The organism is Fangia hongkongensis FSC776 = DSM 21703 (assembly GCF_000379445.1).
GTDB classification, from domain to species: Bacteria; Pseudomonadota; Gammaproteobacteria; order Francisellales; family Francisellaceae; genus Fangia; species Fangia hongkongensis.
The window spans coordinates 1-12,721 of the sequence record NZ_KB902241.1; the positions used below are offsets into that span (position 1 = coordinate 1).

General features: G+C 37.8%; 16 protein-coding genes. 7 read left to right on the forward strand and 9 right to left on the reverse strand.

The window, feature by feature from the left end; translation table 11 throughout:
* Positions 1–44: 44 nt before the first annotated feature.
* Positions 45–323, reverse strand: coding sequence for a transposase (locus tag A37Q_RS0102760; protein ID WP_018298742.1), 279 nt, complete (start codon positions 321–323; stop codon positions 45–47).
* A gap of 15 nt (positions 324–338) precedes the next feature.
* Entirely contained in the window at positions 339–644 is a 306-nt protein-coding gene (locus A37Q_RS0102765; protein ID WP_018298743.1) for a LysR family transcriptional regulator, read from the reverse strand.
* Positions 645–720: 76 nt separating this feature from the next.
* Here A37Q_RS0102765 and A37Q_RS0102770 point away from each other — a divergent pair, with 76 nt between their 5' ends.
* Positions 721–1,410 carry a carboxymuconolactone decarboxylase family protein gene (locus tag A37Q_RS0102770; protein WP_018298744.1) on the forward strand — a complete coding sequence of 230 codons (690 nt, stop codon included), beginning with the start codon at positions 721–723 and terminating at the stop codon, positions 1,408–1,410.
* A gap of 31 nt (positions 1,411–1,441) precedes the next feature.
* A complete protein-coding gene (locus A37Q_RS0102775) occupies positions 1,442–2,305 on the forward strand; it encodes an amidohydrolase family protein (protein WP_018298745.1) in 864 nt (287 codons plus the stop codon).
* Here A37Q_RS0102775 and A37Q_RS0102780 read toward each other — a convergent pair.
* On the reverse strand, positions 2,297–3,133 hold the full coding sequence (locus tag A37Q_RS0102780; RefSeq protein ID WP_018298746.1) for a helix-turn-helix transcriptional regulator: 837 nt from the start codon (positions 3,131–3,133) through the stop codon (positions 2,297–2,299). The two genes, A37Q_RS0102775 and A37Q_RS0102780, sit on opposite strands and share 9 nt — an antisense overlap.
* Before the next feature lie 304 nt (positions 3,134–3,437).
* On the opposite strand from A37Q_RS0102780, the gene A37Q_RS14470 reads away from it, so the two are divergent.
* Positions 3,438–3,914 carry a DUF2760 domain-containing protein gene (locus A37Q_RS14470; protein ID WP_018298747.1) on the forward strand — a complete coding sequence of 159 codons (477 nt, stop codon included), beginning with the start codon at positions 3,438–3,440 and terminating at the stop codon, positions 3,912–3,914.
* Positions 3,914–5,713 (forward strand): Hsp70 family protein, encoded by a 1,800-nt coding sequence (locus A37Q_RS0102790; RefSeq protein WP_018298748.1) that lies wholly within the window; start codon positions 3,914–3,916, stop codon positions 5,711–5,713. Before A37Q_RS14470 ends, A37Q_RS0102790 begins: the two co-directional genes overlap by 1 nt.
* Before the next feature lie 16 nt (positions 5,714–5,729).
* On the opposite strand, the gene A37Q_RS0102795 is transcribed toward A37Q_RS0102790, so the two are convergent.
* The 3 genes from A37Q_RS0102795 to A37Q_RS0102805 all read right to left on the reverse strand — a co-directional run bounded on the left by A37Q_RS0102795 (position 5,730) and on the right by A37Q_RS0102805 (position 7,601).
* Entirely contained in the window at positions 5,730–6,365 is a 636-nt protein-coding gene (locus A37Q_RS0102795; RefSeq protein WP_018298749.1) for a phosphoribosylanthranilate isomerase, read from the reverse strand.
* A 10-nt stretch (positions 6,366–6,375) separates the two neighbouring features.
* A complete protein-coding gene (locus A37Q_RS0102800) occupies positions 6,376–6,756 on the reverse strand; it encodes a ribosome modulation factor (protein ID WP_018298750.1) in 381 nt (126 codons plus the stop codon).
* Positions 6,757–7,022: 266 nt separating this feature from the next.
* Positions 7,023–7,601, reverse strand: coding sequence for a superoxide dismutase (locus tag A37Q_RS0102805; protein WP_018298751.1), 579 nt, complete (start codon positions 7,599–7,601; stop codon positions 7,023–7,025).
* A 113-nt stretch (positions 7,602–7,714) separates the two neighbouring features.
* Between A37Q_RS0102805 and grxD the strand changes: the two genes are divergently transcribed.
* Together grxD and A37Q_RS0102815 are read left to right on the forward strand one after the other, a co-directional pair.
* The gene (gene grxD, locus A37Q_RS0102810) at positions 7,715–8,053 is read left to right on the forward strand and encodes a Grx4 family monothiol glutaredoxin (RefSeq protein WP_018298752.1); all 339 of its coding nucleotides are present in this window, start codon (positions 7,715–7,717) and stop codon (positions 8,051–8,053) included.
* A gap of 72 nt (positions 8,054–8,125) precedes the next feature.
* Positions 8,126–8,311, forward strand: coding sequence for a hypothetical protein (locus A37Q_RS0102815; protein ID WP_018298753.1), 186 nt, complete (start codon positions 8,126–8,128; stop codon positions 8,309–8,311).
* 7 nt (positions 8,312–8,318) lie between these two features.
* Here A37Q_RS0102815 and A37Q_RS0102820 read toward each other — a convergent pair whose 3' ends face one another.
* Complete coding sequence (locus A37Q_RS0102820; protein ID WP_018298754.1) at positions 8,319–9,026, reverse strand: class II aldolase/adducin family protein; 708 nt, start codon at positions 9,024–9,026, stop codon at positions 8,319–8,321.
* A gap of 67 nt (positions 9,027–9,093) precedes the next feature.
* On the opposite strand from A37Q_RS0102820, the gene A37Q_RS0102825 reads away from it, so the two are divergent.
* Complete coding sequence (locus A37Q_RS0102825; protein WP_018298755.1) at positions 9,094–9,831, forward strand: SDR family NAD(P)-dependent oxidoreductase; 738 nt, start codon at positions 9,094–9,096, stop codon at positions 9,829–9,831.
* A gap of 43 nt (positions 9,832–9,874) precedes the next feature.
* Here A37Q_RS0102825 and A37Q_RS0102830 read toward each other — a convergent pair whose 3' ends face one another.
* Both A37Q_RS0102830 and A37Q_RS0102835 read right to left on the reverse strand, forming a co-directional pair.
* Positions 9,875–10,471 (reverse strand): hypothetical protein, encoded by a 597-nt coding sequence (locus A37Q_RS0102830; RefSeq protein ID WP_018298756.1) that lies wholly within the window; start codon positions 10,469–10,471, stop codon positions 9,875–9,877.
* Between the two features lie 36 nt (positions 10,472–10,507).
* The gene (locus A37Q_RS0102835; protein ID WP_018298757.1) at positions 10,508–12,700 is read right to left on the reverse strand and encodes an FYVE zinc finger domain-containing protein; all 2,193 of its coding nucleotides are present in this window, start codon (positions 12,698–12,700) and stop codon (positions 10,508–10,510) included.
* Positions 12,701–12,721: the final 21 nt, after the last annotated feature.

Sequence of the window (12,721 nt, forward strand, 5' to 3'; positions counted from 1 at the left end):
CTGAGCCTAGGTTTAAAAGCAAACCCCAATTACATTTCAGTAAGTTACAGGCTTTTTTTTATTGTATTAATCACTGTCTTAGTGCTGACTTTGAGCACACGTGCCGTATCACGAATACCACTACCATTGTTGCACATATCAATAATCTTTTCTTTTGTCTCAGGAAGCCTGCCTTTTGCTTTATATTCAAGCTGAAAGTATTTGCCACAATCTTGGCATTTATACTTCTGAACTCCCTCAGGGTTTGACTTTATCCTATGCCTACCAGCCTTTACTGTATTGTTGGATTTACATAGCCTGCAAGTAACGTCAATTTTTGCCATTTTTGATTGAGTATTCTACACAGAGTTAAGACAAAGTAAAACACTACCATCATTTTTTATCTCGGACTCAAGTGCTAGGATCTCTCTTACCCTTGGCAAGATTCGTTTTAACTCGTCGGTTAATGTCACTTGTCTCGTTGTGCGATAAAAAAGGGGAACCTGATAAAATGCTTCCAAGTCTTTAATGTACTTAGAAATCACTGAAATTGACAAGTTCAACTCTTTAGCACTTCGGCGAAAATTCTGCACACTTGCAAGTTTATCCAGCACTTTATAATGCATATTGGTTAGCTTTATTTGATCTAAATTACGATCAGTCATTTCAAATATACGCTATTAATATCTATTTGAGATCAAAGTATAGTAAATGGGTAACTCAAACACAATGGAGATAATGATGATATTAATACATGTCCAATATATAAAACCTCTTAACGAAGTTGATCAATATAGAAAAGCGCATATTTTACACCTAGAGCACTATTATCAACAAAACTTGATACATGCATCAGGACCTTATAATAACCGTGAAGGCGGCTTTATTATTAGCAATATGAGCATTGATGAAGCACAGAGCTATATTGACAACGATCCTTACCATTTTGCACAAGTTGCCACATTCAAGCTAATCGATTTTTCACCTACCAAATCCTCAGAGTTATTTACTTTGCTTATTGACAAAGATCACTTCCCCAAAGAAGCTAAAGCACTTTTTAACTCGCTTCATGGTCAACATGCAGGGGAGAGATTAATTAATACGCTCAGTAATATATCACCTGAGTTTACTGATTTAACCTTTAACTTTGCATTTGGAGAAATACTCTCCCGCCCTCTACTGCCCATGCTTCTAAAAGAGCTTTTAATTATCGCCATGTGTACTATGCTTGGCGACACACAAAAACAACTTCACTCTCATATAGATGCTGCCTACAACCTCGGTGCAACAACACAAATGATTGTTGAAGTCTTATTACTTGCTATTCCAATCATTGGGTTTCCACGTGTTGCTAATGTGCTACTTACCTTAAAAGAAATAATCGAAAGCAAACATGGACATAGTGATATAGCAATGAATCACCTAGAATAGGGCAAGTAAATCACAGAAGGAATGTTAATCTATGCATACTAATAATGGAGAAATTATCGATAGTCATTTTCACATTTGGGATAGCACAAAACTGCCAATGCCTTGGCTTGAGTTATTTAAAGACACGCTTCGCCCCATATACACACTAAATGATTACATAAGCGCAATTCATAACAGCAACATTGTACAGTCAGTTTATATGGAAGTTGACACGGCTCATGATCATCAAAAAATGGAAGCTGACCTTGCCATAGCATTGTGTAACAATAATACTCAGGTTGCTGCTGCTGGCATTGGATGCGATTTAGCATCTTCTGACTTTCCTGAGTATATCCAGCACTATGCAAAGAATAGCAATATTAAATCAGTTCGGCATAATTTCTTTGCCTCAGATCCAAAAATCACCACTGAAGAGAATTTTATCAAAAACACACAGCTTTTGGGGCAGTTGAATATTATGTGTGATCTTATTATGCCTGTTGATGATATGCACTATGGCATAACACTTGCCTCACTCTGTCCTAACACAACTTTTATTATCGATCACTGCGGTGCTTGCCCACCTAAAGCAGATAGCCAAACATGGGATAAATGGTCTTTAGGTATTCAAAACTATGCAGCACTTAACAATGTCATTTGCAAAATATCAGAGTGTGGTTTTATGCAAGCGGATTATCAATGGGCAATAGAGGATATGTCTCCTATTATCCAGCATTGTTTTCATGCTTTTGGAAAAGATCGTGTTATATATGGCTCAAACTGGCCTGTTTGCGAACTAACAGGAACGGTAGAAAAATGGATCAGTGCAATTCATAAAAGCCTTGAGGGCGTTTCCAAGCAAGATTTACACAAGCTATTTTATCTCAATGCTAAACACTACTACAGTCTACCTTAAGCTTTTTACTCTTTTAAGGTATTGCCGCAAACAACTTTTATACGTGCTTTCTGACAGATCATAAATACCAATCTCAATGCACTTTTCAATAAAGCCTTCATGCTTCTGTAGGTGAATCTTTTTCTTAATATTTTTCAAATGTGTTTTAACTGTCTCTTCAGAGTTATTTAGACAATTGGCAATTTCAGCTATGCTATATCCTCTGAGCTTAAATGCCAGTACTTTAAACTGATAGGAAGTAAAAACAATATCCGTTTCATGATGCGTAAATACCACCTTTTTTGACTGATTGACAAGGTTTAAGTCAATATGCTTTTGTTTACGTGTTGATGGATAAAAAGGTAGTGGTAAAAAATCCTCATTTTTCTCTATTTTAGCGATAATTGGTGACATTTCTGAAAGAAAATGGAGATTAAAGTTTTTCAGCTGAGACATATTATTTAAATAATAATTGATAATAATATCCTTATTTTCCTTAGAACAACCATAGCCAAAAATATCAATATAATGTTGATGCCCCTCTACAATTTCTATCCGTCCATAAATCCCAAAATTTTCCTCAGCATCCGTTGCCGCATGACTCATTTCATCATGACTTAACCAATAATTCACACCCTCTTCCAAGCGCTCATGCACCAAAGTAATATAGTTTTTATCCCAAAAATGCCTATGCCATTTATTTTTTGAAGAAAGGTTTAACACATAACCATTTTTATAAAATCGCCCAAAGTTAAAAAAACTAACAGGCGTTTTGGAAAAGAGCTCTCGGCAAATATTGTGCACCAGTGGCTCATATTTCAGTGAAGAATGATTGTCATTTAACTGCATTTTTTAACATTATCGCTTATTTTTTAAAAATACCACCATTAAGGGTTGTTTTTCAGCTTGAACATTGACAAAGAACACTTTATCATTGGCAAATTATAAAAGCTACTTGTTTGTAGATATTATACAAATAAATGTGTTTTTATAATCAAATTACGCGTGGGGGCGGGACCGGCTAACATGCCACAAGGGGAATTTAATTCTATTTGGCATGTAGCATGGTCTAATTGATCAAAGAAAGACTTGATGCACCAAATGAATACGTTAAACTGAGTGTATACCGAGAGATATCTGAGCCTATATATTTATGGATATGAGACTGTCGTGGAAACAAAGAGTAAAAGCTTTTTTCTGCGGGAAGCTTCAGGTCGATGTGACAGAAACAAAAACAGATTTTCCAGTAAATAATAATGCTGCAAAGCAATTATTAAAAATCTTACAAAAACAAGGTCGCCTCCTTGATTTTCTGACACAGAATATCGATCAATTTAATGATAAAGAAGTTGCGAATGCCGCAAAGGTTGTCCATCGCGGGTGCAATAGAGCACTTAAGAAACATTGCATCATTAAAGCTATTTATGATACAAATGAAAATACAAACATAACTCTCAATCCTGACTTTGATCGCACCAAAGTTAATCTAACGGGAAACCATCATATCAAAAGTCCTATCAAAGGAATTTTAATTCATAAAGGCTGGCAAATAGAATCACTATCACTGCCAACTTTAACTGAAAAAGCAAATCCTGATATCCTTCAACCTGCTGAAATTGAGGTGAGATAATGGCAGAGAAATATATTATTGGCATCGACATGGGCACTACCAACTCCGCTGTCACTTATAAGACAATTGAAGAAGATGGCGAGATACACACACTCAATATTCCCCAGTTTGTTGAGCATGGACAATATGAAGATAAAGTGTTGATGCCTTCTTTTTTATATATCCCCAATGAAGCAGAAATCACCTTGGATGATATCACCCTGCCATGGCAGACTGACACCAGTATTATCGTTGGTGAGTTTGCTAAATCAAAAGCACAAAGCACACCAAATAGAAGCATTACGAGTGTTAAAAGCTGGCTTTGCCAACCAACCATTGATAAACGAAAAGGGCTCTTGCCCTATCAAGCGGCTGAAGGAGTGGAAAAAATCTCCCCACTTGAGGCATATACGCACTTTTTTGAACACATTAAAAACACTTGGAACAATCAATTTCCACAAGCACAACTTTTTCAGCAGAAAATTGTTATTACGATTCCTGCTTCTTTTGAACCTGCGGCAAGAGATCTAACCGTTGAAGCTGCAAGATTGTGTGATTTTGAAAAAGTGACGTTACTTGAAGAGCCGCAAGCTTCACTTTATGGCTGGATTCATAAGCATCAAGATACTTGGCGTGACACTTTAGAGAAAGAAGATATCATTCTTGCGATCGATGTCGGCGGTGGCACGACTGATTTCTCACTGATTCAAGTTGAGGATAATAATGGCGATCTTGAGTTTAAGCGAATTGCAGTGGGTAATCATATACTAGTCGGTGGCGATAATATTGATTTAATGCTCGCTTATACCACTCAACAACGTCTTCTTGATCAAGGTCAACATATCGAACACTGGCAATTACAAGCACTTGTCCACAGCTGCCGTGATGCAAAAGAAAGACTATTAAGTGATGATAATCTTGATGAGATTTCTGTCATTGTTCCAGGGCGATCCTCTCAGCTATTTGAAGATGCATTAAAAACAACGTTAAGCCGCGAAGATATTCAACAAATTATGTTAGAGGGGTTTTTCCCGAAAGTCTCCATTAATGATCATCCTAAACACACTACGCGCGCTGGTATTAATCGTTTTTCACTCAACTATACACAAGACCCTGCCATCACAAGACATTTGGCACAGTTTTTGCATACACAATCACAGGATAAAAAAAGTTTTGTCAAACCAAAAGCCATCTTGTTTAATGGAGGTGTTTTTAAGCCCGATATTATCAGAAAACAACTGCTTGAGACTGTCAATGACTGGCTTAGTGCATCAAAAACCACAAAAAACAGAAAAACTACGCAAGTGATTGAGCTTAAAGGCGCTGATTATGAAACCTCTGTTGCCTATGGCGCCACGATTTTTGCCGATGCATTAATTGGACATGGCATCAAAATCAAAGGCGGTGCATCACATGCCTTTTACATTGGAATTGAATCACCTATGCCGGCAATTCCCGGCTTTCAGCCACCTGTTGAGGCACTTTGTATTGCCACTCAGGGCATGGAAAGTGGTGAGATGATCACTTATACAGGAGAGACATTCTCACTTGTTGTCGGCGAACCTGTTGAATTTAAATTCTTTGCAGCAAACCATCGCCCAGATGACGCTTTGGGTGATATTATCGGTAACTGGGAAGAGGCAGGACTGATCGAACTTACGCCACTTCGTTTAACGCTTTCTGCTGCCAATTATCAAAATGCACAGCATGTTCCTGTACATATCAGTGCACTTCACACAGAAATTGGCACACTTGAGCTGACCGCTCATGCCATTGAAAATGCCGATCAATGGAAAATTGCTTTTGAAACCATTCGCTAGCTTCTTTGGATAATGCTTAGGCTAACCTTAAATGACAATCAAATCGCCTGACTGCATCGCAAAATGCCTGAATTTTTTCATGTGACTTCACGCCTTTTTGCACTTCAACACCACTACTGACATCTACAGCAAGAGGTTTAACACCTTCAAGCATTGAAACCACATTATCAGCATTTAGCCCACCTGCAACAATCACTTTATTTCTAAGGCTCTCAGGAATCATTGACCAGTCAAAAGCCATTCCAGATCCACCATAGAGATTTTGATCATAACTATCAAGCAGCAATGCTCTAGCCTCAGGGTATTGGTTATCAGCCTCGATAATATCTTCATTTGAGCGTACACGTATCGCTTTAACAAAAGGAAAGTTAAACTGTTGGCAAAATGCAGCTGATTCATCACCGTGAAATTGAAGAATATTCACGCCAGTGGAAATGATTTCTTTGACATATTCACTATCAGCATTAACACACAAACCAAATACACTGACAAATGGCGGCAGCTGTTGAATAATCACACGTGCATGCGTGGTAGAGACATAACGCGGGGATTTTGCATAAAAAACAAAGCCAAGCGCATCAGCGCCGCATTCAATTGCAAAAAGTGCATCCTCTAAGTCAGTAATGCCACATATTTTAATTTTTGTGGTCATATAGCTCTCCCTAGGCAACAAAGTTAATTAATGCTGCAGCGACCATTGAGGCGGTAGCAACACTCACCCCTGTACCTGCAATCAACCTGTCAACTTTATTTAAATGGAAGCGTTTGCGCTCCTCCAGCTCACCATCTTTGCCCTCCAAGTGATCTGCTAATACTGAAATATACTCAGGAAAAAGCGGCTTTTCACCATATTCACCAGATTGATACCCTTCCAGCCAATAATTATGCTCTACTGTATTTTCTGGAAAAGGGTTACTGTCATCAGGTCTACTTTGAATACCATGGGCATAGCCTGACATCCACACTTTTTCAAGCTCATCGAGTTTATCAACCTGCGCTGAAAGTATTAGCTTTAAGCGTGCATCCACATCTTTTTGATCCATAACTTTCTCCTTCTGAATGCCTTACTATATTTATACCCTATCTTCATAGACATGAACAGCGGAATATATAAATACCTTCCGCACTCATTTATTGTATTGTGTAGACAGTCCATATAAAAAACAATTTGATGATGCCGATGTGGAAAATACTTTGATATCTCTAGAATTTAGGGCATTTTCCCCTCGCAATTAAGAAGATAAAGCCTCAGACAAAAGGGATGTAAATAGGTTGAAAAACGCTTAATTAATAACAGCTGTGCTAGTTATTATGCCGCAAAATTATTGGCAACAAACTCCCAGTCAACAATTTCCCAGAAGTTTTTGATATAGCCTGGGCGCGCATTTCTATAATCAATATAATAAGCGTGCTCCCATACATCGCAGGTTAAAAGTGGCGTATAACCATCAGTCAACGGGCAGCCTGCATTGGAAGTGCTGATGATTTTCAGCTCGCCTTTTTCATCTTTAACAAGCCATGCCCAACCTGAACCAAAGGTTGTTGCTGCTACTTTTGAGAACTCTTCTTTAAACGCATCAAAGCTGCCAAATTTTGCCTCAATTGCATTTTTAAGTGCTCCTGCTGGCGCTTTTGTGCTGTTTGGTGTCAAACCATACCAATAAAATGTATGGTTCCAAATTTGTGCCGCATTATTAAAAATGCCACCGGAAGATGCAAGAATAATTTCCTCTAGTGATTTGCCTTCGTACTCTGTGCCCGGCACAAGATTGTTCAAGTTATTGACATAAGTTTGATGGTGCTTGCCATAGTGATATTCAATTGTCTCCTCAGAGATATAAGGCGCAAGCGCATTTTTTTCATAGGGAAGCTTTGGTAATTCGAACATGTAATTACTCCTTGTTATAATATTGACCAATGGCCGTGAAATGATATGATGTACGAGCAATATAATACTAATCATCCACCATTTCAAGGTTGGAGCTAACAGAGGATACAAAAATGAGCTCTCCAGAGGCTTTTGATAAAGAAACGGTTATTGAAACCATTAAAGAACAAATTGAAGACAACAGCATTTTACTTTATATGAAAGGCACACCGAATATGCCGCAATGTGGATTTTCTGCTCATGCCGTTAATGCTATTAGAAGCTGTGGTAAAGCCTTTTCATTTGTGAACATTTTAGAGCACCCAGAGATTCGCGCCACATTGCCTGAATATGCTAACTGGCCGACTTTTCCTCAGCTTTATGTCAATGGCGAGCTCGTTGGTGGCTGTGATATCATTTTAGAGATGAAAGAGTCAGGCGAACTTCAAGATGTGATTGATCAAGCTAAATAAGCACTACACATATGGCACAAATTTGATTACCCTTTCTAACACGGATTCAATTTTTATTTTTTTATGTGATATATGATTAAGCGCTTAATAATTCTTATCATCACTCTTTTTATTATCATTGGCGCTTGGTTGTACCTTGTTATTAGCGAATATCAAGCGCTTAAAAAGGCTCAAAATCACCAAACTGTCTCAATACAAAAACTCGTTGAGAACCCAATTGCACTCCCTGCGCTTAATAAAAACATTGATACGTTGTAAGATAAGCTTAGCTTGTCACTCGAGCACTCAGTGCTTCAAACTCTTTGTATGGCGTTAAGATTCGATCAAACTGCGATTTGGTTTTTTGACAGACAGCTTCAGAAATAGTCACCATGTTTTGATTGGTGCTTTGTGCTAACACCTGTAATTTGCAGCATATCTCCAGATAATATAACCGATAAAGCGCGGTTTCAATGTCTATTCCTGTTGTTAAAAGCCCATGATTGCGCAGAATCATCACACTTTTGCCTTTTAAGGAGGCAACAATTTCCTCACCTTCATTTTCAAGCGCAAGTCCATTAAAATCATGATAGGCAACATCATTATAAAAACGAAGTGACTGCTGATTAAAAAACAAAAGTCCTGAGCTTAATGACGAAACGGTAACCCCATAGGTGCTATGTGTATGCATTGCACTCATACAATGCGCACTATGACGGTAAATTGCAGCATGAATGTTCACGGCCTGTGGCATTACTTTATAAGAATTTTGTGAAATGATATTTCCATATAAATCGGTTTTTACTAAATTGTCCGCTGTGACATTTTCAAATGTTACATTGTGCGGTGTGACCAACAGGGTATCTGTGTCAGGAATTCTAGCACTTAAGTGTGTTGCCAGTAAATCATCCCATCCATAGTAATGAACAATATGATGGGCACTTGCAAGCTTCTGTCTTAAATTTATCTCTAGCTCTGTAATTTGACTTGGCATCTTCAACCTAATATCATCGCGGCAGTAATTGTAATTTTACAAATTTATTGAGAGGAGAGAAAGGAAAATGAGTACAAAACAAAAGATACTACTGATCACAGGCGGCAGTAACGGGATTGGTCTTGCCTCTATCAAACGCTTTAAAGCTGCCAATTATTACATCATCAACTTTGATATCATGCCATCTAACATTGCTGATGTTGATATTTTGGTAGATCTCAGTAGCCCTAATGCAATTCAAGATGCCTTTGACAAGATTAAGGCGCAATTTCACACAATCGATGCACTTATCTCTAATGCTGGCATTCACTACTCTGGCACAGTAGAGTCCACAAGTATTGATGATTATTACAAGGTGATAAATACCAACCTAAGCTCATGTTTTTTTGTTCTCAAACACGCTGTTTCCTTAATGAAAGCACATGGTGGAAGAATTGTAACCATCGGCTCAGACCAAAGCTTTATCGGCAAAGGAAACTCAGCTGCCTATGGGCTGACTAAAGCGGCTATCGCTCAGCTGACAAAAAACATTGCTATTGACTATGCCCAATATAACATAAGCGCAAACTGTGTTTGCCCCGGCACTATTGATACACCACTTTATCAAAAGGCAGTGAAAAACTACTGTGAGCGCTCTGGCCGCAGTGAAAGTGAAGTACATCAAGAAGAAAAAGAAACACAGCTCAATACCCGCATTGGCACACCTGAAGAAGTAGCCTCGCTTATCTTCTATTTAATTCATGAGGCTGGAGACTTTATCCTCGGGAGTAATATTCTTATTGATGGGGGTTATTGTGCAAAGTAGATTAGATCAAATATTGACTGATACTCACTCAGACTATTTCTATTTAAGGCCCAAGTAACCTTGATTTCCAAGTGACTGCTTCATATGCCTTTGCATTTTCTACCTGTAAAGCACCGTTTCTAACGGCCTCACGGATATAGCAAGGATATGACTCCCCTGCAAGATAAAACAGAAAATCTCGCACATCAAAAAATATACACAAGCTAATCACAGCTATCTGACTCCAAAGAAATATGTAAAAATAAACACTTTCACCTTGCGGCCAAGGGACAACCCAAAGCAGTACTAACACAGGTCCAAAGCTCAATAGGTGACAAAGACCTAACCCCCTTGTAAAAGGCATAATCTCATCAAGTTTTCGAACAATACACATTGCCAATATTCGTGCAAAAAATATCGCTAAGGTTAGCAGTTTGAAACCAAACAAAGGTGCAATAAACCACTGAGGGAAACACATAATAGGCGCCCATAAAATCACCAAAAAAGCACTAGGGCTGCCTGATTTTCTGCAAATTTTTAAGATTTTTCTGTGTTCACTCACAACAACCCACTGACTCTCTAACACCCACCATAATGGATATAAAACCTTTCGAAGCAATAAATAGCCGCGATAACTCCCTAGCCTTTTTACTTTTATCATACTTTATACCTCTATATTCAATTTCAGCAAAATAATTTAAACACTTACCAACCCATGACAAGGCGCACAAAGTTTCATTGGGTTTTCATATTTAGCCCAGATATCTTGCTCTTCAAGTGCTGTTCGAATGTTTATTTTATCAAGTGTATATTTATCCAAGCATTTATCACAAAATATATTTCCGCATCGCCGACAATGATGCCTGCGAGTAAAGAAATCAAATGAACGAGTACAGCTATCACTCATACAAGAAGAAGCTTTGCTATCAGGTAAATAAATAAATTTTCTCTGTGCTTTTGAGGCCCCTTCTTTCTGAGTCATGCCTATAAGGTGCTGTGAAGCAATTTGACTTATATTGCGATCTAATGCCCCATATTTGCTTTTACAAAAATCCGCAATTTTCCTTTGTTTATCTTTTGGCACTTTCAGCTCATTGAGTTTCTCCTCAATATATTGAGGAATGTGCGCTAGAAACTTCGCGCTTTTAAGAATAGCTTGATACAAAGGACCTTGTTGATTGCGACAAATGCGAATGATATTCTCACATAGCCATTTTTGATGATGTGATGAGGTTTTAGCGACATCAAGAACACTATTTATAAAAAACTCATTCACATTGCCTGAAATACTGCCATATTTGAGGCTATCTAGCTCACTTACAGTCAGTGTTGAAGTTGCCAACATCAAATTATCAGCATCCAAAAAGTCCTGTTTATAGCGATTTTTATAGGAAGTTGTCTGATAAAATAAGGTTGCAGCATATAGCATAGGCAAACAAAGTGCTATTGTTAACAAAATACCCTCTCCCTCTCTACTGCGTAAATCCTTAATCAATAAAGGTGACTCAATGGGTATATCCAGATTATGTGTTTCAATATCCTCCCGCCATGTTCCCCAAAATGTTCCATCAATATGCTTTTTAAATTTTTGTAACACCAAACAGCTAGGCAAATCTTTTTCCATGGAGTTTTTCATCATTAAATAGACATGAACAGACCCAGGCCCTACTGAAATTGAGTTATAAGTTCTCTGAAACTTTTCACGGGGATCATCACTTTGAAACGTGCTAACTTTTCCTTGAAACCTTTGTGCATCAAATGGGCTTAAGTATAGTTGCCTTTCCAAATCACGATAATTTTTAATTGGGATATCGGTATCTGGATTGGTTAATCTTGCAATGGCTAAAGGCACATCATGCTTACGAATATTTGGATTCACATACCCTGTCTGTGACAAATAAGGCTGACTACTCGGCGTCATATTTGCAAATAAAGTAATATAGCGTGAAAATTGAGAAAACTCTGATTTTTGCCTTTGCTTTAAAGATGGGTTTGACGTTTTAATAATAATCTGAGTTAGATGTATTGCTAAAAAAAGTATTAATACATCTTGTGCACCATGCTCTTGCCATTTACTCATATCTATCTGAAAAGGATTTGATTTCATTTTTTCCATACGTCTATGTACAGATTGACTCTTATTGACATCATACTTTGTCGACATCAAAAATGAGTTGTTTCTCATATACGCTGTAGCAAACTGGGTTGTACTTTCAACCACTAAATCTTCTGAGGAAAGCTTTTTTGTGATATTTTCATCTTGATCCGTATAAAGACCACCATACTTTAGCAGAGCAACAAGACGAAGGAGACTGACAAAAGAGGCGTAGTTATTATATGAGAGATTCTCCACCAAAGTATCAGATGAAGCATAATCTTGTGTTGTTGATTTGAATCCATATTGATCTGGTTTATAGCTAAACCCTATAATGGAAGCGAAGCGGTTAAATGTGTAGAGCATTAGCTTTGGAATATCGCGTTTGACATGCTGTCCATACTCAGGTGCTCTTAGATAATTACTGGCATTAATTTGCCGATTATAGATGGGATTGTCGCCATTAAATATCTTCACATGATTAATGGCAACATATTCCAATAGCTCTTTAATGTTTCTAATTTCAAAATTTTTTACGCTTTTAGTCGTTTCTGTTCCATACAAACTATCTAGCTGCTCCAACACCAACTTCTTTGAGTTTGTCCAAAAAATCACTTTGAAATCAGGTTGTTTTTTGGCTAATAAAATTGAGTGACGAACAGATTTAACAAGTGGCTTGCCACCCACCCAAAACTGATGGATTACTTTTGGAATCTCTACTGCTTTCTTACGCCCTTTGGGAAAGTACTTTAACTCATCCTTTTCTGGCACATCACAAACACGAAAGTATGTCATTATTGATATTTCTCCTAAATT

Bases quoted from the DNA above. Each gene is read 5' to 3' on its own strand.
- A37Q_RS14470 (WP_018298747.1), top strand. From the start codon at position 3,438: ATGGATATGAGACTGTCGTGGAAACAAAGAGTAAAAGCTTTTTTCTGC.
- A37Q_RS0102830 (WP_018298756.1), bottom strand. From the start codon at position 10,471: ATGATAAAAGTAAAAAGGCTAGGGAGTTATCGCGGCTATTTATTGCTT.
- A37Q_RS0102770 (WP_018298744.1), top strand. From the start codon at position 721: ATGATATTAATACATGTCCAATATATAAAACCTCTTAACGAAGTTGAT.
- A37Q_RS0102820 (WP_018298754.1), bottom strand. From the start codon at position 9,026: ATGCCAAGTCAAATTACAGAGCTAGAGATAAATTTAAGACAGAAGCTT.
- A37Q_RS0102795 (WP_018298749.1), bottom strand. From the start codon at position 6,365: ATGACCACAAAAATTAAAATATGTGGCATTACTGACTTAGAGGATGCA.
- A37Q_RS0102760 (WP_018298742.1), bottom strand. From the start codon at position 323: ATGGCAAAAATTGACGTTACTTGCAGGCTATGTAAATCCAACAATACA.
- A37Q_RS0102780 (WP_018298746.1), bottom strand. From the start codon at position 3,133: ATGCAGTTAAATGACAATCATTCTTCACTGAAATATGAGCCACTGGTG.
- A37Q_RS0102825 (WP_018298755.1), top strand. From the start codon at position 9,094: ATGAGTACAAAACAAAAGATACTACTGATCACAGGCGGCAGTAACGGG.
- A37Q_RS0102790 (WP_018298748.1), top strand. From the start codon at position 3,914: ATGGCAGAGAAATATATTATTGGCATCGACATGGGCACTACCAACTCC.
- A37Q_RS0102775 (WP_018298745.1), top strand. From the start codon at position 1,442: ATGCATACTAATAATGGAGAAATTATCGATAGTCATTTTCACATTTGG.
- A37Q_RS0102800 (WP_018298750.1), bottom strand. From the start codon at position 6,756: ATGGATCAAAAAGATGTGGATGCACGCTTAAAGCTAATACTTTCAGCG.
- A37Q_RS0102805 (WP_018298751.1), bottom strand. From the start codon at position 7,601: ATGTTCGAATTACCAAAGCTTCCCTATGAAAAAAATGCGCTTGCGCCT.
- A37Q_RS0102765 (WP_018298743.1), bottom strand. From the start codon at position 644: ATGACTGATCGTAATTTAGATCAAATAAAGCTAACCAATATGCATTAT.
- A37Q_RS0102815 (WP_018298753.1), top strand. From the start codon at position 8,126: ATGATTAAGCGCTTAATAATTCTTATCATCACTCTTTTTATTATCATT.
- grxD (WP_018298752.1), top strand. From the start codon at position 7,715: ATGAGCTCTCCAGAGGCTTTTGATAAAGAAACGGTTATTGAAACCATT.
- A37Q_RS0102835 (WP_018298757.1), bottom strand. From the start codon at position 12,700: ATGACATACTTTCGTGTTTGTGATGTGCCAGAAAAGGATGAGTTAAAG.